Here is a 24,242-nt window from a genome sequence, read left to right on the forward strand (position 1 = left end):
CTGTGACGATTACAGATAACAACATTTAAAATTACACCTCCTTATCTATAAGGAGAAATTTCACCAGAATTCGGATGAAATTTTAAATTTATAATTCTTTTCGTAGAGTATCTATAATGCGCTCATAGTGTTTTTTGACAGTTTTGTCACTAAGTCCAACTTCTTTTGCAAGACTTGAGTACGATCTACCTTCAACCACTCCATGTAGAATTTCTCTATCTCTTTCACTCAATATCTTCTCAATAGCATCCTTTATAATAGCAATTTCTTCTTTTTTAATTAAGAGCGACAATGGATCATTATAATCTGCTATCGTATCTAATAAAGAACCTTTAGCAATTGAACTACTGTCTAAACTACACAGACCGTACGATCTATCTTTTCTACATAAATTCTCATAAGACTGGTTTAATAAGTTATCTACCTTTTTCCAATCGTCAGTAAGTATAGCTCTTTGAATCGCTTCTTCTCTACGTTGTTCTACTTTTTTTAAATCTACCATATGTTGGTACCTCCTGCTAGGGTTTACCAACTATACAGAGTTTGTCTCTTCACGCTATCGCCAGTGGAAAAAACTTAGTAGTCATTTTAGATAGAAACAGTCAGATGTATAAAAAAATAGCAGTTATACAAAATCGTATAACTGCTATGCATTTTTTAGAGCCAAATCTATATGCTATTTGTCTTTTTTATTCAATTATTCTTTTAGTTCTACTTTTTCTAGTTCCATTACTGCGTTATTTTCTTTATTTGAGGTATCATTCTTCAAAAATCCTATGAATACTTTCTTACCATTTTCAACCGGGATATAGAATTGCACTCTATCTAAATCAACATATATTTTTTCTGTATCCTTTATCTTATATCCTCTACTTTCCATGATTGCGATAATTTGTTCTTTTGTTTTCAAATCCTTAACAGTATTAGTAAATGACTCATATGAAGTTAAATAAATCACCTTATCTCCTACAATAATTCTATCACTTGAAAATTTAATATTAGGTAATCTATCTATATTTTTTTGATCTTCTTCCACAGAGCCTTTAGTTCCATAAACCTTCGTAACACGATAAGTTCCGCTAATTTTTGTGTTTACTAATGGTACTAACTCATATGGTACAGATGTATTCTCACCAATTATATCAAGATATACCATCTTATGTTGATCTATCTTATACAGGATTCTTCCGTAACGTTCTTGGTCTTTATTATCAAGTAATGAAATAAACTTCAAATCTTCTTTTTTGATATCACTATTTTTTAATATCTCGAAATTTTTCTTAAATGATTTGACGATATCTTCTTCCGAAAGTTTAGTTTTTGTGATATTTTTAAAATCAGAATATGAATCATGAATAGTTACATCATAATTAAATACTTCATTATTTTTTAGCATATAATCAATTTTTAATTTTTCTGAACCTGAAAATTCCCAAACACTAGTTTTAAGCCCTACTGAACCCCACTTCTTATCAAATAAATTATCACTTGATGAATTTTCGGAAAAATAATTAGATATACTTATACCTGCAGCAGCAAAGATTCCCAATATAACAATCGTAAGTAATATGACTTTCACTAAACTAAATTTTTTAGTTTTCTTGCCATTCTTATTATCCTTTTTACCTTCTTCGTTTTTCTTCTTTCTCATATATCTTATCCTCCTTGATTTTAGTATCCATTCTATTAGCAAAACCTGAGTTTATTTCTTAATAATCTATGCTATTTAGATATTTTTGAAATTCCTCTTTTTTCATGTACTGTGGACTAGGCATCTCAGGTATATTCTCAATATCTTCAATGATATTTGAAACAACTTCCAAGGCAATCCAATTAAAATTGGACTGTTTTTCTACTTTTTCATTTATATTTCTCCACTCTGTTGGAACCATATACGAGGAATCTTCTGGCAGTTTAGGATATGTCCCTTTTTCAATAATTTTAGAAAGAAATCCGTATTCTCCATTTGGTAATATTAGTAACACATAATCAACATTTCTCTGGTACAACTTCGATTTTGTCGTAAATAAAACTTTTCCACCATTATTTTTTGCAAAATGATAGTGAGCTTCTAAGTTACCTAGCTGAGAATATTTCTTCTCACCATTTCCCATATCCCATTCTTGTAATTTATACACAGCTATTTCTTCTGTCATATTACTACTCCAATTGTATTGTTTTTTATCTATTTTAACACAAAAAGGTACATTACGCTATACTATATTGTTTTTTTAGATAGTTAATTGTACTTAAAAAATCATATAAAGGATAGTAGAATAGTACAAAAGAGGAAATTACGGATGGAAGCTAATCAATTACAAAAATACATAGCAGAGCGTATAAGAGAATGTCGAAAAGAACAGAATCTTAGCCAAGAACAATTATCTAATCAAGCCGGACTAGGTGTTAAGGCAATACAAAACATAGAGAATATGAAATACGATTTTAAAATACACACACTTGAAAAGGTTCTTACAGCTTTAGGCATGACCGTAGAAGACTTCTTTAATTTCCCACTTTCAAATAATTCCGTCCCCATCACTACATTGATTGACAACATCTCAGATTTATCACACACAAAAAAATTAAAAATCATTTCTTTGTTCAATGAAATTGTCAAAAATATAGATTAAAAGAGGAACTCTCAATGAATTCCTCTTTTTGTATGCTACTTTATCTTTCCTTTGGTTAGTTTTATGGTTAATTTGTGTCTCTATAATGTCATGTGTCCTTAAACTGTACTCCAAACACTCTAAGTATGTGTATCAAAAATCATCTCTTCTAACCTCGTTTTCTATCTTCTATTATAGCAAAAAAACTGACCTCTCTCCTCATCTGTAAAAAATATTCTAAAATCCATCGTCGTCTCTTGACGCTATTTTTCCAAAGCAGTATAATAGCACTTATTGAAATTTTCAGAAAAGGAAAATACAATGTTTACAAAATTAAAACAGACTTTTATCGGTCGTCCTCTTAAGTCCTTAACAGAAGGCGAGAGAGGTCTGCTAGGAAAAATGCAGGCCTTAGCCATGTTATCAAGCGACGCTCTATCTTCCATTGCCTATGGGCCTGAGCAAGTAGTCCTCGTCTTGGCTAGTCTCTCTCCTCTTGCTATATGGTGGAGTCTTCCTATCGGCCTTTTTGTCCTCCTACTTCTGGCCAGCCTGACCGTTTCCTACCGTCAAATCATCCATGCCTATCCTCAAGGAGGAGGGGCCTATATGGTTACTCGAGAAAATCTATCTCCCGAGCTAGGCTTGATCGCTGGAGGTAGTCTGCTGGTTGACTACATGCTGACTGTGGCGGTATCGGTATCATCTGGAGCTGATGCTATCACAGCAGCCCTCCCTGTCCTCCACCCTTACAACCTTCACATCTCCATTTTTCTAGTTTGCTTGCTTATGCTCTTGAATTTACGGGGGGTGAAAGAATCTGCCAGTTCACTGATGATTCCTGTCTATCTCTTTATCATCAGTACTGTCTTTCTCTTACTCTATGGAATCTTTCAACTAATGACAGGCTCTCTCAGCTATCAGGCAACTTCTCCTATCGGGCATGCTGTACCGAGTCTGTCTATCGTTCTCATTCTAAGAGCCTTTACCAGTGGTTCTGCCTCTCTGACAGGGGTTGAAGCTATTTCAAATGCCGTTCCCTTTTTCAAGTCTCCAAAAGAAAAGAATGCCGCTCAAACCTTGACCATTATGTCACTGATTTTAGGTTTTCTTTTTGCTGGTATCACCTTCCTAAACTACTGGATGGGGATCATGCCTCAACACGGAGAAACTATTCTTTCACAGATGGCTCAAGGCATCCTTGGTAATTCCTTCTTGGGTCACCTTGGCTATTATATCTTCCAATTCTCCACAGCCTTGATTTTGGCCGTAGCTGCAAATACTGGCTTTTCGGCCTTCCCTATGCTGGCTTACAATATGGCTAAAAACAAGTACATGCCCCATCTCTTTATGGAAAAAGGAGACCGGCTAGGCTACTCCAATGGAATTTTAACTCTGGCTTTTGGGGCTATGATTCTTCTTCTCATTTTTAATGGCAACACCGAACGCTTGATTCCTCTTTATACTATCGGGGTCTTCGTTCCCTTCGCCCTATCTCAGACTGGGATGATTCGTCATTGGAAAAAGGAAAAAGGGACCGACTTCTTAAAACCTGCTCTTGCTAATATCCTTGGGGCAATCATTTGCTACGCTATCGTGTTGATCCTGCTCTTTTTCCGTCTCAGTGATATCTGGCCTTTCTTCCCAATTATTCTCGTACTCACCCTACTCTTCTTGGCAATTCACAGTCATTACCAAAAAGTGGCCCAACAACTGCGACTCTATGAAGGCATCGAAAAACGTACCTACGATGGAAATCTAGTTCTCGTCCTAGTAGGGAATGTCACCCGTGTAAGTGTTGGAGCCATTAACTACGCTCAAAGTATCGGTGATGAAGTCTTAGCCATGCACATTTCTACTAAGGAAACAGCAGAAAAAGATCAAGAAATTCTCCAAGAATTTGCTGATTACTTCCCAACCATTACTCTAAAAAACATCAAGACTAGCTACCGCGACATCATCACGCCTACTATCAAGTATGTCAAACGGGTTTCCGAGGACGCTCAGAAAAAGAACTATACAGTCACTGTCCTCGTCCCCCAGTTTATCCCTAATAAACCTTGGCAGAATATCCTGCACAATCAGATGAGTCTCAAACTCAAATACGCCCTTCGTTGGCACCAAGACGTCGTTGTCGCTAGCTACTCTTATCACTTAAAAGAATAAAGAAAAGTCCTTACCAAAACTAAGAAGCTTCTGGTAAGGACTTTTTTCTGAATCCTGTCACTATGCTTAACTGAAAAGCATGACTAGGCATATTATTGAATGTGGTTAGCTAAATCTTCCTGAGCTTTTTTATTTGACTCAGCTTTTTCTTTTAGCCATTTTTCGTAGAGCTCTTGGTACTGTTTAGCAGTTACTGGTTCTTTTTGCAATTCAACATATTTGTAGTTGTCAGAATCTCCTTTGTGCCCAACGAATGAGAATGGGCCTGTAAACGGTACAGTCTTACGGAAGATTGGGTTGGCTCCACCACTTTGAACTGGTAGGAAGAGGGCACTATCTGTCAACCAAGCTTGGGCTTCAGCATATTTTTCATAGCGAGCTTGAGTATCTGTGATTTCCGCATCTGCCTGATCCAAGAGTTTCTTATAGTCAGCAAGACCAATCTTGTCCTTGACTTCCTTGTCTTTTCCTTCAGACAAGCCCATGTTTTTCAACTGAGAACCTGTCTCTGGATCAAGGATGGCTAGGTAAGTCTTCGGATCTGAGTAATCTCCACCCCATCCTGAGATGTCGATATCGTAGTCTTTTTGTTCTGCTGTATCTGCAAAGAATGTAGCTTGATCCTTCTCGTCTGGAGAAAGTTGGATAACATCAATGACTACATTCTCCTTACCAAGAGTTTCTTCCACTGTTTGTTTGAAAGATCCAGCCTGTTGCACATCTAATTTAGCAGTCTGGTCAACTGGCATATCCAAATGAATTGGGAAGGTTACTCCTTGAGCTTGCAGACTTTCTTTGGCCTTCGCAAACTTCTCTTTGGCCTTTTCAGGATTCAAGAAGGCTTGCTTACCATCGTTTAGGTTGATATTTGCCCAATCTTTACCATAGTTGACAATTTTCTCATTGACAATGTCACCAAAGTTCTTATCGCCAACTTGGACAAAGTTACTTGGTGTAACTGTGTTACGCAAGATACGGTCTGCTCCATCTTCACCATTTGTCTGTGCTGCATAAGCATGACGGTCAAAGGCAAAGTTGATAGCCTGACGGAAATCTTTATTCTGCATAGCTGCGCGTGAATCTGTCTTTTCCTTATCAGACTGTTTCATAGTCTGCTTATAGCTTTGACGATTAACGTTGAAAAGATAGTAGAAAGTAACTGAGTTTTGTGGTGTATAGGTAATCTTGTCCTCGTTTCCCTTCTTGAGTTCAGCAAATACTGAACTTGTTGGGAAAATACGACCATCTGTATAGTTACCATCCAAGAAACCTCTTGCAATGCTGTCTTGGTCAGAACCATCAAAGAAAGAAAGTTTCACTTTCTCAATTTTGACATTATCCTTATCCCAGTAGTTAGGGTTTTTATCAAACTCAATCAAAGATTTTGATGTGAAGGACTTAAACAAGTAAGGACCATTTGACAAGATACTTGATGGTGTCACACTTCCAAAGTCATCTCCCTTAGACTTCAAGAAAGCTTCATTTACAGGATTAAGGATACTTGCTGTCGTTTTAGAGTTCCAGTAAGTCTCAGGTTGGTTGAGAATGTATTGTAGCGTGTAATCATCCACCGCCTTAACACCAACAGTTCCAAAATCAGATGATTTCCCTTCAACATAGTCTGCTAGACCCTTGATAGAGTCTTGTACCAAGTACAAGTTTTCAGCCTTTTTATCAGCCGCATACTTGAGACCAGTCACAAAGTCATGAGCCGTCACATCCGCATACTCTTCTCCTTCAGAAGTGTACCATTTAGCCCCCTGACGGATCTTATAGGTGTAAGTCAAACCATCTTTTGACACAGTCCATGACTCAGCCATAGAGGGAATGAGATTGCCATACTGGTCATTTTCCAACAACCCATCAATCAAGTTGGTTGTGATACTAGATGTAGAGTCTCGTGTAGAGGTAATGTAATCCAAGGTATCAGGGTTGCTGACAAAGATATAAGAGTATGTCTTGTCTGCATTGCTTGATTGGGATGACCCGCATGCCGCTAGAGCTAGACCTGCTGTCAAAGCCATAGCTCCAAAAAGCATAACTTTTGATTTCTTCATGATTATTCTCCATTTTTTACAGTATGTGAAATATTATACACCATTTGAGCAAAAATATAAAGCCTTTTTGAACTTTTTACAAAAATAAAAATCAGTAGACTCGAGTTCCTACTGATTTTTGTTATAGTTCGTTTGGATTATGCAGCCAAAACTTTGCGTCCTTTACGACGACGAGCTGCCAATACGCGACGACCGTTTTTAGTTGACATACGGTTACGGAATCCGTGTTTGCGCGCACGACGAAGTTTACTTGGTTGATAAGTACGTTTCACGATGAATACCTCCTCATAGATTTTGTATTCGTTTAGCCGGCTATAAAGTGATCAGTTACTAAACATACTTTACTATTCTATCTGATTCTTTCACTTTTGTCAATAGCTCTAGGCAAATGTTTCCAGCTTTTTCGAATGTAAGCCCTATCTACGATACTGTTTTAAGAATCGAGTCATTTTTTCTTGGATTTGGGCTAGTTCATCAACACGAGGAAGGTAAACGATACGGAAGTGGTCTGGTTCCTGCCAGTTAAAGCCTCGACCATGAACCAAGAGAACCTTTTCCTGCTTCAAGAAATCAAGGACAAACTGCTCATCATCATCGATACGGTACATATTGCGGTCGATTTTTGGGAAGATATAGAGTCCCGCCTTGGGTTTAACCGCAGACAAACCTGGAATATCTTGAATGGCATTGTAGATGAAGTTTCTTTGCTCGTAAATTCGTCCACCAGGAAGGAGCAATTCATCAACTGATTGGTGGCCACCCAAGGAAGTTTGTACAACTTGTTGGGCCAAAACGTTAGAACAAAGGCGCATATTGGACAGCATATTGAGCCCTTCGATATAGCCTTTGACATGTGTCTTAGGTCCAGACAAAACCATCCAACCCACACGGAAACCAGCAATACGGTGAGATTTTGATAGACCATTCATGCTGACACAGAAAACATCTGGTGCCAAACTAGCCACAGGCGTATGCACATGTCCATCCATAACCATGCGGTCATAGATTTCATCCGCAAAGATAATCAAATCGTTTTGACGGGCAATCTCAATAATCTCCAACAAGAGTTCCTTAGGATAAAGGGCTCCAGTTGGGTTATTTGGATTGATAAGGACGATCGCCTTAGTATTGGAAGTAATTTTTGACTTGATATCGTCAATATCTGGGTACCATTCTGCAGCTTCATCACAGATATAGTGAACGGCATTTCCCCCAGCAAGACTGACAGCGGCTGTCCAGAGAGGATAGTCTGGCATTGGCACCAATACCTCGTCTCCATTGTCCAAAAGCCCCTGCATGGACATGACAATCAGCTCACTGACACCATTTCCAAGGTAGATATCATCAATATCCACGTTTGGGAACTTCTTCAATTGGCAATACTGCATGATGGCCTTACGGGCTGAGAAAATCCCTTTTGAGTCAGAGTAACCTTCACTATCACGCGCATTCATAATCAAGTCATGAATGACCTCGTCTGGCGCTGTAAAGCCAAATTCTGCTGGATTTCCTGTATTCAGACGTAAAATCTTTTCTCCATTTGCTCGCATCCGCATGGCTTCTTCCAAAACAGGACCACGGATATCATAAGCAACATGCTCTAACTTACTAGACTTGTTATATTCTTTCATCTTGTTTCCTCAATTCATCAGGATAGTAACATTATACCACTAGAAAGAAAATGCGACAAGTTTACTGATACTCAATGAAAATCAAAGAGCAAACTAGGAAACTAGCCGCAGGCTGTACTTGAGTACGGCAAGGCGACGTTGACGTGGTTTGAATTTGATTTTCGAAGAGTATGAAATGTGTTACTAGTTTCGTATAGAAGAAAAGCCTCGCTAAAAGCGAGGGCAAACAGGGGAGATAGCAGGTATTTTGCGAAAGTCACATCACATACCAAAAGATAAACCTAGAAAAAGCAAGCTTAAAAAGGAGTCATAAAGAAGATTGAACATGAGAAAAAGTCCCCATATCATCAAGTAATCCCAACGCCCACTTCGTTTTGCAACTAGGAATAAAATTAGATGGTAGAGTACATGAAAGACTAAAAAGCCGATAAAACCTGGATAAAGAAACGGTACCAGACTCTCTAATTGCCAGATCATGATAACTTCTAGCAAGACTGAAACTAGGATAATTCCATAATAAAGGAAATTTGATTTTTGAAAAGAGCTTTTCATCATTATCCCTCCCTTCACTTCTTTCCTGCTATCCTTTCTTTTATTTTATCATATATTTATATAGATTTTAAGCGCTAACATTCTTTTGAAAAATACTTTTTTTGCTTTACTTCTATAGTGAAAAGGTTTACAATAATAGTAAGAAAATTTCAGGAGGTTTCATTATGGCACAACGTTACCAAAATATCATGGTCGCAATCGATGGTTCTAAAGAAGCGGACTTGGCTTTTGTCAAGGGAGTTCATTCTGCTCTACGAAACGATGCTAAACTCACCATCGCACATGTCATTGACACACGCGCTCTCCAAAGCGTATCCACCTTTGATGCTGAAGTTTACGAAGAACTCCAAGTCGACGCTGAAAGTCTGATGAAAGAGTACGAAAAACGTGCTAAAGATGCTGGGGTGGCAGATGTTCATATTGTCATTGAAATGGGAAATCCAAAGACCCTACTAGCACGTACTATTCCCGATGCTGAGGAAGTGGACCTCATCCTCGTTGGTGCAACAGGTCTCAACGCCTTTGAACGCCTCTTGGTCGGTTCTTCATCTGAATACATTCTCCGCCATGCTAAGGTCGATTTGCTGGTGGTGAGAGAACAAGAAAAAACCTTATAATTACCAAGAAAAGGAGCTCAGAGCTCCTTTTTGTTTACTGTTTATTTCTCTCTTTATGGCGTTCGTAAGCCTTGAGCTGGCGCTGCAGTTCCTTTTTAATAGCAGGTTCTGGAGCATATTTTTCTTCCCAATCATCTGGTTTTAAGATTTTGTGAGTCACTGGATCAAAATGAGCCTTGCCATCTGGGAAAATTTCCCCCATATTGGCCTGATGAACAATATCAAAAATACGTTCTGGGTCAACCCCCATCAAAACAAAACTACCGTAGGTAAAGTAAAGCGTGTCAATCAAGGCATCCACCTGGCCCACCAAATCTTGCTGGGCAGGCGTCTTCTTAGCTACTTTATCTGCTGCCTTATCAAGAGCTTGATGAAGTTGCGATAGAGCTTGACCAAAGTCCTCTTCCGAAGGGCTGGCAGCCCGAACAAACTCCACCAATTCTTCTATTTTAAAGCCAGCCCTGTGGGTTGCACCTTCTAAATCCCAAGCTCGAGGTTCTTCTTGGGTTCGTTCATCCATCATGTGGTGGAAGGTCTTGACCTTATTGAAATGATAGTCACGGCTGACAAAGACTTTTTCTGAGGCCAGAACACCAAAATGTTCCAGGGCCTTGTGGATTCCATCTTGCTGATTGCTGGTAGTGATGTGCTTGGCAACTTCCTTGACACTGCTACTACCATTTCCCATAGCGACCGACATACCGACACCCGCCAGCATTTCTAGGTCGTTATCTGAGTCACCAAAGGCCATGACTTGGTTGAGATCAAAGCCATATTCTTTCCCAACTCGACGAATACCTTCCAATTTAGAATTTCCTTGATTGATGACATCCGCTGCAAAAGGATTGCTACGTGTCAATTTCAAGTCTTCAAAATCAGCTGCCGCCTTCTCAGATTCTTCTGGCGTCATCAGCATCAAGACTTGGTAGATAGGCTGATTCATTAGATGAAGCAGGTCTTCTTCCTTTTGGGGAACAACCTTGCTGACCATACGATTAAAGGAATGACTCACCGTCCGAGTTAAAACAGAGGGAACGAAGCGACTGATTCGTTGGGAAAAAGAACCCAGACCAAAGGACATGATTTTAGAACCCAGCATGGCATCCTTGGTCCCTAGGGCAATCTCTTTACCCTCTTTTTTAGCATAGCTAATTAGCTGACGCAAATGTAACTTGGAAATAGGACTCGTGAACAAGACTCTGTCTTTAGTAAAGATATACTGGCCATTGTAGGTTACCGCAAAGTCCAAATCCAAATCGTCCATCAATTCCTTAACAAAAAAAGGTCCTCGTCCTGTCGCTACGCCGACAAGTACCCCTTGTTCTTTGACGATTTTAATCGCGTCCTTAGTGGATTTCAAAACACTCTTGCGATCGTTGACCAAGGTTCCATCGATATCAAAAAAAACAGCTTTGACTTCCATCCTATCCCAATCTCCCCTTTTGTGATACAATGATTATACCACATTTCAGAAAGAGTGAGTAAATCATGCCTAAGAAAATCCTTGTTTTACATACGGGCGGAACTATTTCCATGCAAGCCGATGCTTCTGGCGCTGTTGTGACGAGTTCAGATAATCCCATGAACCATGTGTCCAATCCTCTTGAAGGAATCCAAGTCCACGCCCTAGACTTTTTTAATCTACCAAGCCCCCATATCAAGCCCAAGCATATGCTGTCCCTCTACCAAAAAATCAAAGAGGAAGCGAATAACTACGATGGAGTGGTGATCACACACGGGACCGATACTTTAGAGGAAACAGCCTATTTCCTTGATACCATGGAAGTTCCCCATATGCCTATCGTTCTAACAGGTGCCATGCGCAGCTCCAACGAACTTGGTAGTGATGGCGTTTATAACTATCTGAGTGCTTTGCGGGTAGCTAGCGATGACAGAGCTGCTGATAAAGGAGTTTTGGTTGTTATGAACGATGAAATTCATGCTGCCAAGTATGTTACCAAAACGCATACGACCAACGTCGGCACCTTCCAGACCCCAACACATGGGCCACTTGGTCTGATTACGAAGCGGGAAATCCTCTACTTCAAAACAGCTGAACCTCGTGTTCGCTTTGACCTTGATCACATACAAGGCTTAGTCCCTATCATCTCGGCTTATGCAGGTATGACAGATGAGCTGATTGATATGCTGGATTTGGAACAATTGGACGGCTTGATTATCCAAGCCTTCGGAGCTGGTAATATTCCCAAAGAAACTGCTCAAAAATTAGAAAACCTTCTGCAAAAAGGAATCCCAGTCGCCCTGGTATCACGATGCTTTAACGGTATTGCGGAACCTGTTTATGCCTACCAAGGTGGGGGCGTGCAGTTGCAAAAATCTGGTGTCTTCTTTGTTAAAGAACTCAATGCCCAAAAAGCTCGCTTGAAACTCCTCATTGCCCTCAATGCCGGACTAACAGGGCAGGCTTTGAAAGACTATATGGAAGGCTAAGTCTCTTCTCCAGAAAGCAAAATCAGGAAATCTTCACGATTCCCTGATTTTTTCTATTTACGTTTTCGTGTTGAACGACGTTCTGTCAAACCATGAGGTAAGAGAACTTCACGTTCTTCCAACTCTTCCTTGTGCATAATCTTAGTCAACATACGCATACTAATAGCACCAAGGTCATAGAGAGGTTGGGCAATAGTTGTCAAGTTTGGACGGGTAAAGCGTGAGACTTGCGAATCATCACTAGTAATGATTTCAAATTCTTCTGGTACTGACACACCCTTATCAGCAAGGCCATTCAAAACACCTGCTGCCAACTCATCACCTGTTACAACTGCTGCAGTTGCATTTGATGAAATCAAGCGTTCTGCCAAGGCATAACCGTCTTCATAAGTGTATTTAGATTCAAATACCAATCCTTCGCTATAAGAAATACCTGCTTTTTTCAAGGCTTCCTTGTAGCCAACCAAACGAACCTTACCATTGATATCATCCACTAGTGGACCGCTAACGAAAGCAATGCGCTCATTTTCTTTAGCAAGGTAGGTCACTGCATCAATCGTAGCTTGTTTGTAGTCAATATTGACACTTGGAAGCTGATGTTCTACATCCACAGTTCCTGCAAGAACAACTGGTGTCCGAGAGCGAGAAAACTCTGAACGAATTTTTTCAGTCAAGTGATATCCCATAAAGATGATACCATCCACTTGCTTAGAAAACAGGGTATTGACAACTGAAACTTCCTTGTCATCATCCTCATCACTATTGGCAAGGACAATATTATACTTGTACATTTCAGCGATATCGTCAATCCCTTTAGCAAGCATTGAGAAATAACCATTGGTAATATTTGGGATCACCACACCGACAGTGGTTGTCTTTTTACTTGCAAGACCACGCGCCACAGCATTTGGACGGTAATCCAAACGATCAATCACCTCAAGCACTTTTTTACGAGTATTCTCTTTTACATTCTTATTGCCATTGACTACACGGCTAACCGTCGCCATTGAAACTCCTGCTTCACGGGCGACATCATAAATCGTTACTGTATCGTCTGTATTCATTCCATTTCCTTTCTATATCATACCTCACGAGACTCCAAAAAAGAGACGGTATGAAAATTTCGTTTTCATGATTCCACTTATTCCATTTTATCACTATTTGTAAACACTTTCAAGTATTTTTTGAAGATTGTTTGAAAAAAATTTCATAGAAAGCTATGTTTATGAAGAAAAAATCACCTTTTCTTGATTTTTAATCCTATTTGCTGTATGATAAGGGAAAAGAAAGGGGGAAGAAATATGGCTTTTACCAATACCCACATGCGGTCAGCTAGTTTTGGCATTGTTACCAGCTTGCCTGATGATGTCATTGACTCTTTTTGGTATATCATCGACCATTTCTTAAAAAATGTCTTTGAATTGGAAGAAGAACTTGAGTTTCAATTGCTCAATAACCAAGGAAAAATTACCTTCCACTTCTCAAGTCAACATCTCCCTACAGCCATTGATTTTGATTTTAACCATCCCTTTGACCCTCTTTATCCTCCGAGAGTTCTGGTTTTAGATATGGATGGTAGAGAGACTATCCTCCTCCCAGAAGAAAATGACCTATTTTAATACTCAATGAAAATCAAAGAGCAAACTAGGAAGCTAGCTGCAAGCTGTACTTGAGTACGGTAAGGCGACGCTGACGTGGTTTGAAGAGATTTTCGAAGAGTATAAAAACTCTAGCCTTCAGTTGCAAGTGACTGAAAACTAGAGTTTTTTCTATTTTTTCAAAGCATTATACAAGTTGCGGATAGGTTGCTTTAATGTAGGATGGATAAAATGAGGCGCAATTTCCTGTAAGGACTCAAGGACAAAAAGGCGTTCAGCTATGTAGGGATGAGGCAAGATGAGGTCGTCTGTATAAAGAATCTGATCCTCCACAAAGAGCAAATCCAAATCAATCAAACGAGGCCCCCAATGTACTTTTCTCACCCGTCCCATCTCTGACTCAATGGCTAACAAGGTCTCTAATAGAACTGGAGCGGGCAACCAGGTTTCAACCTCAACCACTTGATTGGCAAAGCTATCCTGCTCCACTCCACCCCAAGGCTCTGTCGCTAAGACACTGGACTCTTTGAGAATATGGATGCCACGAACTCGCAGTTTGTCAATGGCTTGTTTCAAGTTTGCTTGTTTATCTCCCATATTGCTTCCTAGGGCGATAAAGGCTCGTTGCTTGCGACGATGAATAGTTACTGAGCAAGTATCTAGTGGCAAATGCACTGGCGCCCAAGGTTTTTTCAGTTCCAGCTTTATTTCTTGGACAATAGGATAGGCCTCAAAGGTACGTTCTACCAGTTTGTAGGCCACCGTTTCAATCAAGTCCTCACTCGCTTCCTGAAACCATGTCGTCCACTGCTGACACAGTTCTCCATAATGGACAGAAGCCGTTAAATCCAAATCTGTCGCCGCCTTGGTCATATCATAGGATAGGATTGCGGAAACGACAAACTTCTGCCCCAATTCCTTCTCACTAGGAAAAAGACCATGATAGGCAAACATTTCCAAATCCTTAATCTGCAGTTGATCCATAATGATTCCTTTCTCGAAAAATCCGCTTGAAGCGGATTCTTTTTATACTCAATGAAAATCAAAGTGCAAACTAGGAAGCTAGCCGCAGTCTGCTCAAAACACTGTTTTGAGGTTGCAGATGGAAGCTGACCTGGTTTGAAGAGATTTTCAAAGAGTATTATAGTCCCATTAAACGATAAGCCTGATCTCGAAGGTCCTTATCTGTTTCAAATAGACCACGAGCTACTGTCGTCAAGGTTGCAGTGCCTGGTTTTCTGACACCACGCATACTCATACACATATGTTCTGCCTCAATGACAACAAATGCTCCTTTAGCACCCAGATAGTCCATCAAGGCATCGGCCACTTCGATATTCAAACGTTCTTGAATTTGTGGTTTTTTAGAATAAACTTCAACCGTACGAGCTAGCTTAGACAAACCTGCCACACGACCATCTGGAATGTAGGCAATATGCGCTTTCCCATAAAATGGCAAGAAGTGGTGCTCACACATAGTATGGAAAAAGATATCCTTTTCTACCACCATGTTATCATCGATAATCTCAAAGGATTTTGATAAATGTTCCTCCGCTGTTTGACCAAGACCTGAAAAAATCTCTTGGTACATACGGGCCACACGAGCAGGCGTTTCCTGCAAGCCCTCACGGTTAACGTCCTCTCCGACAGCCTCGATAATCATTTTTACAGCTGCTTCAATCTTTTGTTTATCCATTCTCTTTTTTCCTCTCCATCAGATAGGCTCTCACTTGGCTCAAGAAATACAAGGAACCCGTGACAATCCTAACTGTTTGTTTCTCTTCTTTTTTATCTGTCAATTTCTGCTCTAGAAAATCCTGCCAACCTTGGTAGCTGAGATTTCTAGACTTGGCTGCCTCTTTCAGCACGTTTTCATCAGTCGCCCGACTATCGTCAAAATGTGTCAGGGTAAGCTCGGTATCTGGTATTTCCTCCAGCAAATCCAACATATCCTCCAAGGCCTTGGTTTTGATACAAGTAAAGAGGATTTCCTTACGATAATCCGCAAAGCGTTCTTGCAAGGTTGCTACTAAAGCCTTTATGGCATGAGGATTGTGGGCCCCATCCAAAATCAGCAAAGGATCTCTTGACACGATTTCCAAACGCCCTGGCCAACTTGTTTCTTCCAAGGCTTGAGCAAACAAGTGATTGCTTGCTAGTTCTCGACCATCTTCTTTACAAAAAGCATCAAGTAAAGCTATGGCCATCCCAGCATTCTCTATCTGGTGCAAACCAAGCAGACCAGTCTGAAAGCGACCTTGTCTGACAGCACTGGTATAGTCAAAGGCCTCACCTGTCACCACACTCTTTTGATGGCTGACCTGATAATCTGTCCCGTAGGCAAGTCTCGACGCATCTTTTCCTTCCGCAATGCGGTCAATCACAGCCAAAGCTTCTGGAGCGATACGACCTGTCACCAAGGGAATTCCTTGTTTAATAATACCAGCCTTCTGCTCTGCTATGGCTTCCAAGGTGTCACCAAGTAGGGCTACATGGTCCAATCCAATGGTCGTAATACCTGTTAGAATAGGCTGGCAAACATTGGTACTATCCAAGAGTCCACCCATGCCCACTTCCATGATAGCCACATCTACTTGCTCTGAGGCAAAGTAGTCATAGGCTATGGCTGTTATAATCTCAAACTCGGTTGTGCCCTGTAAATTAGCGGCCGATTCTCCCTCAAGCAAAGACTGATAGTCCACCATGAGAGCTTCTAGTCTCGCTTCTGGGATAGATTCCCCATTGATGCTAATCTGGTCTGTGTAATGAATGAGATAGGGGGAGCTGAAAACACCAACTCTCAGCCCCATCTTTTCTAGCATATTTTTCAAAAAAGCAATGGTCGAGCCCTTGCCATTGGTTCCTCCGATATGGATAACCTTGAGTTTGAGATGGGGATTGCCACGCAAAGCTAACAGTTCCACCATGCGTTCCAAGCCAAAATGCGGTTGGTCGGTCCGGTAGTGGGCAATCCACTGGTTGTTTTGAATTTCGTTCATCTTACTTATATTGTTTTAAATCTAGATTTTCCGCTTCTTCTGCCAATCGAATAGCTGACGCAATTTCAACTGCCATCCTGTGACTAGCTACATCATGCACGCGCACCACTTCTACACCCTGTCTTGCAGCAATACTAGTTACATGAGCCGAAGCCGTATCTCGATTGCGGAAACCAAGTTCTGTCTCAGGATCGACTTCAAAACCATTTTCTTCAAGGATATTGATGACAAAGCGCTTGCGCGAAACTCCAAGAAAGATTGGATAGCCTTTCTGATGTAGTTTATCCAGGTCCCGTAAAAGAAGCAGATTTTCTTTCTTGGTCAGACCAAAACCAATTCCTGGATCCAGCAGGATATTTTCTGGTGCAATACCCGCTTCGTCCGCTCTCGCTAGGGCTCTGTCAAAGAAAGCCTTCATCAAGTCTTCGATTGGCATTTTTTCAAAATCAGCTAACTCTTTTTCTGTAAAGGTTTGACCAAAGCCAAAATGAGGAAAGATGAGCGAGCTAGGATGCTGAGGACGAGCCATGACTGGATTAAACATAATGACCACTTGCGCTCTCGCTTCAGCTACCACATGGGCCATTTTTTCATCACCCATGAGACCAGTGATATCATTGACTAGATTGGCACCAGCAGCCAAAGCAGCTTCTGCTACTTGACTCTTCCAAGTATCGATGGAGATGAGGACATCACTTTCCTTGCGAATCGCTTCGATCACTGGAACAACACGCTGGATTTCCTCTTCTATCTCAACATAGCTACTTCCCGGGCGAGTCGATTCTCCGCCGATATCGAGCATACTAGCCCCTTCTGCTATCAATTTACGAGCCTGCTGGAGTGCTTGCTCAAGAGCAAAAAATTGACCACCGTCCGAAAAGGAGTCTGGGGTTACATTGATAATTCCACAAATAGCTGTCTTTGCATGATTGGCTTTACTTGACATATCGGTCACTCCCTCAAGGCTTTTCATCATATTATTTCTCTATTTTACCATAAAAAGAAAAAGATGGACACGATTGCATTCATCTTTTTCCCAGTAGAAACAAGTAAGCAATTGTCAAAAATCTTAAACAGAAATCCCTAATATCCGACTTATGATTACCACAAAAGCCAACAAACAGAAAGCAACCCCATTCGCAATCATGTGAAGTAAGATAGACATTTCCAAACGTTGGGTCTTGTAAGCCGTCCAAGACAGAACGATCGACATACCTCCATAAATCAATAAAGAAGGTAAATTACTTGGTTGATGCAATAAAGCAAACACAATCGTACCGACTACAAATCCCAAGTTCTCTTTTCCTCGGAAAATCTTTTTAGGAACAATCCCACGGCACAAGATTTCCTCACAAATCGGAGCGAGCAAGGCTAGCAAGAAGAAGCTAGAAATCAGAGAACTATTCTGAACCATATCGTTAATCTGAGACTGGTTAGCTGTTGTCGTCTCATTTGACAGTTGTAACAAGATAGAACCAAGTATATTTGATCCGATAATGACTAGATAACTTAAGCCCAAGCGTGCCAAATCCTTAGCTCTAAAAAAAGAAAAATTAAAACTTGCTAATTGCGTTTTACGAGCTCCAAAAATAAATAGTACTAAAACTACAATTGAAATACCAGCAACTATCAGTCCTGACTGTAACAATGGTACTGCATTTAAAGTTAAAATAGCAGTAACCCCTATAGGAATCTGATATAAAATTGTCGCTAGCAGAAAGATTAACAGCCAACCTGCACGATTCAATAATTCTTTCCAGATACTTTTCTCTTTCATCACCTATCTCCTTTGTATTAAAAAAGGGGGAAATTCCCCCTGGGTTATCCTATTATAAGGCCATGCTGATGTAGTTAAGGATAAACAAGGCATCCAAAATCCAAATCATGACATGAACATCTTTAGCTTGACCTTTAACAAGCTTAGTCAAAGTGTAAGTCAAGAAACCAACTGCAATCCCTTGAGTGATAGAGTAGCTGAATCCCATAAAGATAGATGTGAAGAAAGCAGGAACCGCTTCAGACATATCGTCCCAATGGATATTTTTCAAGCTAGCCAACATCATAATCCCAACGATAATCAAGATTGGAGCTGTAGCGGCTGTTGGTACGATCGCTAGAAGTGGACTAAAGAAGCTTGAGATCGCAAAACAGATAGCTACAACCAAGGCTGTCAAACCAGTACGTCCACCAGCACCAATACCAGCAGCAGACTCAACATAAGTCGTTACGTTTGAAGTACCTGCAATGGCACCAATTGAAGTACCAATCAAGTCAGAGTAAAGAGCCTTGTCCAACTTAGCTGATTGGTGATTTTCACCATTTGTCGCTACGATACCAACTTTTTCACCTGTACCGATCAAGGTACCAATTGTATCAAAAATATCTGTCAATGAGAAGGCAAGAATGGCCATCAGAGTTTCAGGCAAGCGAGCTGTATCTGAAATCAAAGCTCCCAAACCTTCTGAACCAAGAGCTGCACCAAAGACTGTCTTCAAGTCTTCAAAGGCTGCACCAACATGGTTATTAGCAAAATCGATACTAGACAAATCTACCAAACCAACTGCGATAGCAAGAACAGTTGTTGTCAAGATAGAGAGGATAATTCCTCCTTTAATCCCTTTAATGACAAAGAAGATTGTAATAGCAAGTCCTGCAAGAGCCACCAAAACAGCTGGATTATTAAAGCTGACCAAGCCTGGAACTGCTGAAGCATTTGCTGTAATCGCTGCTTGAGCCTTATCAGCCCCTTCTCCTGCAACCGTGTAATTTCCTGGATCGATAGAAAATTTCAAAAGTCCAGCATTCTTAATACCTACGTAGGCAAGGAAGACACCGATACCAGCTGAAATAGCTGAACGAAGGGCGTTTGGAATCGATTCAATGATCATTTTACGAACATTTGTCAAGGTAATAATCAATGAGATAATTCCACAGATGAAGACCATAGCTAGGGCTTGTTGCCAAGAATAACCGAGTCCAAATACAACTGTAAAGGTAAAGAAGGCATTGAGTCCCATACCTGGCGCTTGAGCATATGGCAAGTTGGCGTAGAAGGCCATCATCAGGGTACCAGCAACTGCACCGATAATCGTTGCGAGGAATACACCCTGAGCAGGCATTCCTGTTTGCGAAAGAATTTGTGGGTTTACAAAGAGAATATAGCTCATTGCAAAGAAAGTTGTTAAACCAGCGAGAACCTCTGTACGAACGTCTGTACCGTTCTCTTTTAGTTTAAATAATTTGTCCATTATCAATCTCCTTTTAATTTTTACGAACAATAATAGAATTATATCATTTATCATTCACTTTTTCAATATCTTTGTTTGATTTATTTAAGAATTTGATGAAATTTCTTTTTTTGTTTCGAATCTGCTTTTCTGCCTGCTTTCTGTTATAATAGTAGACATCTTATCTGAAAAGACACTAGAAAGGTCCCTATGACGAAGAAAATTATTGCAGTTGACCTGGATGGAACCCTGCTCAACTCAGACAGTCAAATTTCTGACTTTACCAAAAAAACCATCAAAAAAGTTGCTGAAAAAGGCCATCAGGTTATTATTACGACAGGTCGCCCTTACCGTATGTCAAAAGATTTTTACCGTGAACTGGGCTTAGACACTCCTATGATTAATTTCAACGGCTCCCTTACTCATTTACCAGACCAAGTTTGGAGCTTTGAAAAGTGTTTAACCGTAGACAAAAAATATCTGCTAGACATGGTTCGACGTTCAGAGGACATTCAAGCCGATTTTATCGCTGGAGAATATCGTAAAAAATTCTACATTACAAATCCTAATGAAGAAATTGCTAATCCCAAACTATTTGGTGTAGAAGCTTTCCAGCCTGAAAATCAATTCCAGCCTGAGTTGGTAACTAAGGATCCTAACTGTATCCTGTTGCAGACCAGAGCCAGTGACAAGTATGCCCTTGCAAAAGAAATGAACGCCTTCTACCAGCATCAACTGTCTATCAATACCTGGGGAGGGCCGCTCAATATCCTTGAGTGTACCCCAAAAGGTGTCAACAAGGCCTTTGCTTTGGACTACTTGCTCAAGGTAATGAACCGCGATAAAAAGGATTTGATTGCCTTTGGAGACGAACACAATGATACCGAAATGCTTGCTTTTGCTGGGAAAGGTTATGCAATGAAAAATGCCAACCCAGAGCTACTCCCCTATGCAGATGAGCAAATTTCCTTGACAAATGACCAAGACGGAGTTGCCAAAACCCTGCAAGACTTATTCTTATAGTTCATTCTGACCAGCTTGCGAGCTGGTCTTTGTGCTCTTTTCACAGTCTCATCAACCAGTTAATCGATTGTTCTACTTTTTGCCTCCAAAACCTTGGAAAAGGCTTTCTTTTGTGATATAATTCACATATAAATACAAGAGAGCTCGTCATACTCGACTCTGTTGACACAAAATCAATCCAGTCCCGTTATCCCTGTTCTCGGTCAATATCAAGGAGGATAGCTATGAAAGCTGTTGTTGTTAATCCAGAAAGCACTGGTGTTGCTGTTGAAGAAAAAGTACTCCGTCCACTTGAAACTGGGGAAGCACTTGTAGAAATTGAATACTGTGGTGTTTGCCACACTGACCTCCACGTTGCCCATGGCGACTTCGGTCAGGTACCAGGACGTGTCCTAGGTCACGAAGGTGTTGGTATCGTTAAAGAAATTGCACCAGATGTTAAAAGTCTTAAAGTCGGCGACCGCGTCAGCGTTGCTTGGTTCTTTGAAGGATGTGGTACTTGCGAATACTGTACAACTGGCCGTGAAACTCTTTGCCGTACAGTAAAAAATGCCGGCTACTCAGTAGACGGTGGTATGGCTGAACAATGTATCGTAACAGCAGACTATGCTGTTAAAGTTCCTGACGGACTTGATCCAGCCCAAGCCTCTTCTATCACATGTGCTGGTGTAACAACCTATAAAGCTATTAAAGAGGCCAAAGTTGAACCAGGCCAATGGGTTGTTCTTTACGGTGCTGGTGGCCTTGGTAACCTAGCTGTTCAATACGCTAAAAAAGTATTCAATGCTCATGTCATCGCAGTTGATATCAATAACGACAAACTTGCCCTTGCAAAAGAAGTAGGCGCTGACATTGTTATTAACGGCCTCGAAGTTGAAGATGTACCAGGACTCATCAAGGAAAAAACTGATGGTGGAGCTCATTCAGCTGTCGTAACTGCTGTATCTAAAGTTGCCTTCAACCAGGCTGTTGACTCAGTTCGTGCTGGTGGTCGCGTTGTCGCTGTCGGCCTTCCTTCTGAAATGATGGAACTAAGTATCGTAAAAACCGTTCTAGATGGAATCCAAGTCATCGGTTCTCTTGTAGGAACTCGTAAAGACTTGGAAGAAGCCTTCCAATTCGGTGCAGAAGGTTTAGTAGTTCCAGTTGTTCAAAAACGTCCAATAGAAGATGCCGTAGCCATTTTCGACGAAATGGAAAAAGGTCAAATCCAAGGACGTATGGTACTCGACTTCACCCACTAATCTATTAGAAACCTATTTTAAAAGTTGGAATGCGCTTCCAACTTTTTTATATTAAATTTTTTAATAAGGATTCAAAAAAACTTCTCTAAAACTCAATATATCAATATTTTCAGATGTAATATTTTTAATTATTTTATGATAAATAGTTGATTTTTAGATGAAAACGGTTTATACTTAAACAGTCTTAAAGTTTTCTTAAACGAAAACTAAAACAAAAAAGGAGGAATGACAATAATGAGTATCGGAATCATTATTGCGAGCCACGGCGAATTTGCTGCGGGTATTCATCAGTCAGGATCTATGATCTTTGGTGAACAAGAAAAGGTTCAAGTTGTAACCTTTATGCCAAATGAAGGTCCTGATGATCTATACGCTAAGTTTAATAACGCTGTTGCTGCATTTGACGCAGAAGATGAGGTTCTAGTTTTGGCTGACCTTTGGAGTGGATCTCCATTTAACCAAGCTAGTCGCGTGATGGGAGAAAATCCTGAGCGTAAGTTTGCCATCATCACAGGACTTAACTTACCGATGTTAATTCAAGCCTACACAGAGCGCCTCATGGACGCTGCTGCAGGTGTAGAAAAAGTCGCTGCTAATATCATTAAAGAAGCCAAAGATGGCATCAAAGCTCTTCCAGAAGAGCTAAACCCAGTTGAGGAAGTAGCAAGCGCTGCAGCTGCTCCAGTTGCCCAAGCTGCTATTCCAGAAGGAACTGTCATCGGAGACGGTAAACTCAAAATCAACCTTGCCCGTCTAGACACTCGTTTACTTCACGGTCAAGTTGCAACTGCTTGGACTCCAGATTCAAAAGCAGACCGTATCATCGTTGCTTCAGATAACGTAGCTAAAGACGAATTACGTAAAGAATTGATTAAACAAGCAGCTCCAGGTAAAGTGAAAGCAAATGTTGTTCCTATCCAAAAACTAATCGACGTTGCAAAAGATCCTCGCTTCGGAGGAACACATGCCCTTATCTTGTTTGAAACACCTCAAGATGCCCTTCGTGCTATCGAAGGTGGCGTGCCAATCAAAACTCTTAATGTTGGATCAATGGCTCACTCAACTGGTAAAACAATGGTTAACAACGTTTTGTCTATGGATAAAGAAGACGTTGCTACATTTGAAAAAATGCGTGACCTTGGTGTTGAATTTGATGTACGTAAAGTACCAAACGACACCAAAAAAGATTTGTTTGACTTGATCAACAAAGCAAACGTGCAATAATCGATTTTATGAAAGGATTTTAAAGATGTCTATTATTTCTATGGTTTTAGTAGTCGTTGTAGCCTTCCTAGCAGGTCTTGAAGGTATCCTCGACCAGTTCCAATTCCATCAACCAATCGTAGCTTGTACCCTTATCGGTCTTGTTACCGGTAACCTTGAAGCAGGGATTATCCTTGGTGGTTCTCTTCAAATGATCGCCCTTGGTTGGGCTAACATCGGAGCTGCCGTAGCTCCTGACGCTGCTCTTGCTTCTGTTGCTGCTGCCATTATCATGGTTCTTGGTGGCGACTTTACTAAGACAGGTATCGGTGTTGCCCAAGCGGTTGCTATCCCTCTTGCAGTTGCTGGTCTATTCTTGACTATGATTGTCCGTACACTCTCTGTCGGATTGGTTCACACTGCTGATGCTTCTGCTAAAAAAGGTGACTTCAAAGCAGTTGAACGTGCTCACTTTGTCGCACTTCTTCTTCAAGGTCTTCGTATTGCAGTCCCTGCAGCACTCCTTCTAATGGTACCAACTGAAACAGTACAAAGCATTCTAAATGCTATGCCTGATTGGCTCAAAGATGGTATGGCTATCGGTGGTGGTATGGTTGTTGCCGTTGGTTACGCTATGGTTATCAACATGATGGCAACTCGTGAAGTATGGCCATTCTTCGCTATCGGTTTCGTGCTTGCTGCCGTGTCAGATATTACTCTAATCGGATTTGGTGCTATCGGTGTTGCTATCGCTCTTATCTACCTTCACCTTTCTAAAACTGGTGGAAATGGTGGCGGAGGAGCCGCAACTTCTAACGACCCAATCGGCGATATCCTAGAAGACTACTAAGATAAGAAAGGA

General features: G+C 40.7%; 24 protein-coding genes. 9 read left to right on the top strand and 15 right to left on the bottom strand.

What is annotated here, in order from left to right:
• Window positions 1–88: 88 nt before the first annotated feature.
• From CYK18_RS08510 to CYK18_RS08520, 3 genes are all read right to left on the bottom strand, one after another.
• Window positions 89–502, bottom strand: a complete 414-nt coding sequence (locus CYK18_RS08510; protein WP_101786132.1) for a LuxR C-terminal-related transcriptional regulator — start codon at window positions 500–502, stop codon at window positions 89–91.
• Window positions 503–697: 195 nt separating this feature from the next.
• Complete coding sequence (locus tag CYK18_RS08515; RefSeq protein ID WP_101786134.1) at window positions 698–1,651, bottom strand: hypothetical protein; 954 nt, start codon at window positions 1,649–1,651, stop codon at window positions 698–700.
• A gap of 58 nt (window positions 1,652–1,709) precedes the next feature.
• Window positions 1,710–2,156 (bottom strand): hypothetical protein, encoded by a 447-nt coding sequence (locus CYK18_RS08520; protein ID WP_101786137.1) that lies wholly within the window; start codon window positions 2,154–2,156, stop codon window positions 1,710–1,712.
• Between the two features lie 144 nt (window positions 2,157–2,300).
• Here CYK18_RS08520 and CYK18_RS08525 point away from each other — a divergent pair, with 144 nt between their 5' ends.
• Window positions 2,301–2,633: a helix-turn-helix domain-containing protein gene (locus CYK18_RS08525; RefSeq protein WP_101786139.1), complete on the top strand. Its 333-nt coding sequence runs from the start codon at window positions 2,301–2,303 to the stop codon at window positions 2,631–2,633.
• Window positions 2,634–2,933: 300 nt separating this feature from the next.
• Complete coding sequence (locus CYK18_RS08530) at window positions 2,934–4,778, top strand: APC family permease (RefSeq protein ID WP_101786141.1); 1,845 nt, start codon at window positions 2,934–2,936, stop codon at window positions 4,776–4,778.
• A 92-nt stretch (window positions 4,779–4,870) separates the two neighbouring features.
• Here CYK18_RS08530 and CYK18_RS08535 read toward each other — a convergent pair whose 3' ends face one another.
• The 4 genes from CYK18_RS08535 to CYK18_RS08555 form a co-directional block, all read right to left on the bottom strand.
• The gene (locus tag CYK18_RS08535; RefSeq protein WP_101786143.1) at window positions 4,871–6,835 is read right to left on the bottom strand and encodes a peptide ABC transporter substrate-binding protein; all 1,965 of its coding nucleotides are present in this window, start codon (window positions 6,833–6,835) and stop codon (window positions 4,871–4,873) included.
• A 137-nt stretch (window positions 6,836–6,972) separates the two neighbouring features.
• On the bottom strand, window positions 6,973–7,107 hold the full coding sequence (gene rpmH, locus CYK18_RS08540; RefSeq protein WP_000831905.1) for a 50S ribosomal protein L34: 135 nt from the start codon (window positions 7,105–7,107) through the stop codon (window positions 6,973–6,975).
• A gap of 144 nt (window positions 7,108–7,251) precedes the next feature.
• Window positions 7,252–8,466, bottom strand: coding sequence for a pyridoxal phosphate-dependent aminotransferase (locus CYK18_RS08545; protein WP_000666455.1), 1,215 nt, complete (start codon window positions 8,464–8,466; stop codon window positions 7,252–7,254).
• A 261-nt stretch (window positions 8,467–8,727) separates the two neighbouring features.
• Window positions 8,728–9,021, bottom strand: a complete 294-nt coding sequence (locus CYK18_RS08555) for a hypothetical protein (RefSeq protein ID WP_180948036.1) — start codon at window positions 9,019–9,021, stop codon at window positions 8,728–8,730.
• Window positions 9,022–9,182: 161 nt separating this feature from the next.
• On the opposite strand from CYK18_RS08555, the gene CYK18_RS08560 reads away from it, so the two are divergent.
• Entirely contained in the window at window positions 9,183–9,635 is a 453-nt protein-coding gene (locus CYK18_RS08560; protein WP_000079148.1) for a universal stress protein, read from the top strand.
• A gap of 34 nt (window positions 9,636–9,669) precedes the next feature.
• On the opposite strand, the gene CYK18_RS08565 is transcribed toward CYK18_RS08560, so the two are convergent.
• The gene (locus CYK18_RS08565; protein ID WP_101786144.1) at window positions 9,670–11,058 is read right to left on the bottom strand and encodes a Cof-type HAD-IIB family hydrolase; all 1,389 of its coding nucleotides are present in this window, start codon (window positions 11,056–11,058) and stop codon (window positions 9,670–9,672) included.
• Between the two features lie 65 nt (window positions 11,059–11,123).
• On the opposite strand from CYK18_RS08565, the gene CYK18_RS08570 reads away from it, so the two are divergent.
• Entirely contained in the window at window positions 11,124–12,086 is a 963-nt protein-coding gene (locus tag CYK18_RS08570) for an asparaginase (protein WP_101786146.1), read from the top strand.
• A gap of 53 nt (window positions 12,087–12,139) precedes the next feature.
• Here the strand turns inward: CYK18_RS08570 and ccpA are convergent, their stop codons facing one another.
• The gene (gene ccpA, locus CYK18_RS08575; RefSeq protein ID WP_101786148.1) at window positions 12,140–13,150 is read right to left on the bottom strand and encodes a catabolite control protein A; all 1,011 of its coding nucleotides are present in this window, start codon (window positions 13,148–13,150) and stop codon (window positions 12,140–12,142) included.
• Between the two features lie 237 nt (window positions 13,151–13,387).
• Here ccpA and CYK18_RS08580 point away from each other — a divergent pair, with 237 nt between their 5' ends.
• Window positions 13,388–13,705 (top strand): DUF960 domain-containing protein, encoded by a 318-nt coding sequence (locus tag CYK18_RS08580; protein WP_000886035.1) that lies wholly within the window; start codon window positions 13,388–13,390, stop codon window positions 13,703–13,705.
• Window positions 13,706–13,855: 150 nt separating this feature from the next.
• Here CYK18_RS08580 and folB read toward each other — a convergent pair whose 3' ends face one another.
• The 6 genes from folB to CYK18_RS08610 all read right to left on the bottom strand — a co-directional run bounded on the left by folB (window position 13,856) and on the right by CYK18_RS08610 (window position 19,931).
• Window positions 13,856–14,668: a dihydroneopterin aldolase gene (gene folB, locus CYK18_RS08585; protein WP_101786150.1), complete on the bottom strand. Its 813-nt coding sequence runs from the start codon at window positions 14,666–14,668 to the stop codon at window positions 13,856–13,858.
• A gap of 157 nt (window positions 14,669–14,825) precedes the next feature.
• Entirely contained in the window at window positions 14,826–15,380 is a 555-nt protein-coding gene (gene folE / locus CYK18_RS08590; protein ID WP_101786152.1) for a GTP cyclohydrolase I FolE, read from the bottom strand.
• Entirely contained in the window at window positions 15,373–16,683 is a 1,311-nt protein-coding gene (locus tag CYK18_RS08595) for a bifunctional folylpolyglutamate synthase/dihydrofolate synthase (protein ID WP_101786154.1), read from the bottom strand. The genes folE and CYK18_RS08595 overlap by 8 nt, the downstream gene beginning before the upstream one ends.
• A gap of 1 nt (window position 16,684) precedes the next feature.
• Window positions 16,685–17,659, bottom strand: coding sequence for a dihydropteroate synthase (folP, locus tag CYK18_RS08600; protein ID WP_180948037.1), 975 nt, complete (start codon window positions 17,657–17,659; stop codon window positions 16,685–16,687).
• A 93-nt stretch (window positions 17,660–17,752) separates the two neighbouring features.
• Window positions 17,753–18,460 carry a CPBP family intramembrane glutamic endopeptidase gene (locus CYK18_RS08605; protein ID WP_180948038.1) on the bottom strand — a complete coding sequence of 236 codons (708 nt, stop codon included), beginning with the start codon at window positions 18,458–18,460 and terminating at the stop codon, window positions 17,753–17,755.
• A gap of 52 nt (window positions 18,461–18,512) precedes the next feature.
• Entirely contained in the window at window positions 18,513–19,931 is a 1,419-nt protein-coding gene (locus tag CYK18_RS08610) for an NCS2 family permease (protein ID WP_101786158.1), read from the bottom strand.
• Window positions 19,932–20,120: 189 nt separating this feature from the next.
• Between CYK18_RS08610 and CYK18_RS08615 the strand changes: the two genes are divergently transcribed.
• The 4 genes from CYK18_RS08615 (at window position 20,121) to CYK18_RS08630 (ending at window position 24,230) form a co-directional block, all read left to right on the top strand.
• Window positions 20,121–20,933 (top strand): Cof-type HAD-IIB family hydrolase, encoded by an 813-nt coding sequence (locus tag CYK18_RS08615; protein ID WP_101786161.1) that lies wholly within the window; start codon window positions 20,121–20,123, stop codon window positions 20,931–20,933.
• Between the two features lie 224 nt (window positions 20,934–21,157).
• Window positions 21,158–22,177, top strand: a complete 1,020-nt coding sequence (gene adhP, locus CYK18_RS08620) for an alcohol dehydrogenase AdhP (RefSeq protein ID WP_000649185.1) — start codon at window positions 21,158–21,160, stop codon at window positions 22,175–22,177.
• A gap of 234 nt (window positions 22,178–22,411) precedes the next feature.
• Window positions 22,412–23,401 carry a PTS sugar transporter subunit IIB gene (locus CYK18_RS08625; protein ID WP_004258131.1) on the top strand — a complete coding sequence of 330 codons (990 nt, stop codon included), beginning with the start codon at window positions 22,412–22,414 and terminating at the stop codon, window positions 23,399–23,401.
• A 25-nt stretch (window positions 23,402–23,426) separates the two neighbouring features.
• Entirely contained in the window at window positions 23,427–24,230 is an 804-nt protein-coding gene (locus tag CYK18_RS08630; protein ID WP_000022716.1) for a PTS mannose/fructose/sorbose transporter subunit IIC, read from the top strand.
• Window positions 24,231–24,242 lie beyond the last annotated feature (12 nt).

This window comes from Streptococcus mitis, from assembly GCF_002860865.1.
GTDB lineage: Bacteria > Bacillota > Bacilli > Lactobacillales > Streptococcaceae > Streptococcus > Streptococcus mitis_AT.

What these genes read in the sequence shown, in the direction of transcription:
- CYK18_RS08510 (WP_101786132.1), bottom strand. Translation starts at nt 502, where the DNA reads ATGGTAGATTTAAAAAAAGTAGAACAACGTAGAGAAGAAGCGATTCAA.
- CYK18_RS08515 (WP_101786134.1), bottom strand. Translation starts at nt 1,651, where the DNA reads ATGAGAAAGAAGAAAAACGAAGAAGGTAAAAAGGATAATAAGAATGGC.
- CYK18_RS08520 (WP_101786137.1), bottom strand. Translation starts at nt 2,156, where the DNA reads ATGACAGAAGAAATAGCTGTGTATAAATTACAAGAATGGGATATGGGA.
- CYK18_RS08525 (WP_101786139.1), top strand. Translation starts at nt 2,301, where the DNA reads ATGGAAGCTAATCAATTACAAAAATACATAGCAGAGCGTATAAGAGAA.
- CYK18_RS08530 (WP_101786141.1), top strand. Translation starts at nt 2,934, where the DNA reads ATGTTTACAAAATTAAAACAGACTTTTATCGGTCGTCCTCTTAAGTCC.
- CYK18_RS08535 (WP_101786143.1), bottom strand. Translation starts at nt 6,835, where the DNA reads ATGAAGAAATCAAAAGTTATGCTTTTTGGAGCTATGGCTTTGACAGCA.
- CYK18_RS08545 (WP_000666455.1), bottom strand. Translation starts at nt 8,466, where the DNA reads ATGAAAGAATATAACAAGTCTAGTAAGTTAGAGCATGTTGCTTATGAT.
- CYK18_RS08555 (WP_180948036.1), bottom strand. Translation starts at nt 9,021, where the DNA reads ATGATGAAAAGCTCTTTTCAAAAATCAAATTTCCTTTATTATGGAATT.
- CYK18_RS08560 (WP_000079148.1), top strand. Translation starts at nt 9,183, where the DNA reads ATGGCACAACGTTACCAAAATATCATGGTCGCAATCGATGGTTCTAAA.
- CYK18_RS08565 (WP_101786144.1), bottom strand. Translation starts at nt 11,058, where the DNA reads ATGGAAGTCAAAGCTGTTTTTTTTGATATCGATGGAACCTTGGTCAAC.
- CYK18_RS08570 (WP_101786146.1), top strand. Translation starts at nt 11,124, where the DNA reads ATGCCTAAGAAAATCCTTGTTTTACATACGGGCGGAACTATTTCCATG.
- ccpA (WP_101786148.1), bottom strand. Translation starts at nt 13,150, where the DNA reads ATGAATACAGACGATACAGTAACGATTTATGATGTCGCCCGTGAAGCA.
- CYK18_RS08580 (WP_000886035.1), top strand. Translation starts at nt 13,388, where the DNA reads ATGGCTTTTACCAATACCCACATGCGGTCAGCTAGTTTTGGCATTGTT.
- folB (WP_101786150.1), bottom strand. Translation starts at nt 14,668, where the DNA reads ATGGATCAACTGCAGATTAAGGATTTGGAAATGTTTGCCTATCATGGT.
- folE (WP_101786152.1), bottom strand. Translation starts at nt 15,380, where the DNA reads ATGGATAAACAAAAGATTGAAGCAGCTGTAAAAATGATTATCGAGGCT.
- CYK18_RS08595 (WP_101786154.1), bottom strand. Translation starts at nt 16,683, where the DNA reads ATGAACGAAATTCAAAACAACCAGTGGATTGCCCACTACCGGACCGAC.
- folP (WP_180948037.1), bottom strand. Translation starts at nt 17,659, where the DNA reads ATGATGAAAAGCCTTGAGGGAGTGACCGATATGTCAAGTAAAGCCAAT.
- CYK18_RS08605 (WP_180948038.1), bottom strand. Translation starts at nt 18,460, where the DNA reads ATGAAAGAGAAAAGTATCTGGAAAGAATTATTGAATCGTGCAGGTTGG.
- CYK18_RS08610 (WP_101786158.1), bottom strand. Translation starts at nt 19,931, where the DNA reads ATGGACAAATTATTTAAACTAAAAGAGAACGGTACAGACGTTCGTACA.
- CYK18_RS08615 (WP_101786161.1), top strand. Translation starts at nt 20,121, where the DNA reads ATGACGAAGAAAATTATTGCAGTTGACCTGGATGGAACCCTGCTCAAC.
- adhP (WP_000649185.1), top strand. Translation starts at nt 21,158, where the DNA reads ATGAAAGCTGTTGTTGTTAATCCAGAAAGCACTGGTGTTGCTGTTGAA.
- CYK18_RS08625 (WP_004258131.1), top strand. Translation starts at nt 22,412, where the DNA reads ATGAGTATCGGAATCATTATTGCGAGCCACGGCGAATTTGCTGCGGGT.
- CYK18_RS08630 (WP_000022716.1), top strand. Translation starts at nt 23,427, where the DNA reads ATGTCTATTATTTCTATGGTTTTAGTAGTCGTTGTAGCCTTCCTAGCA.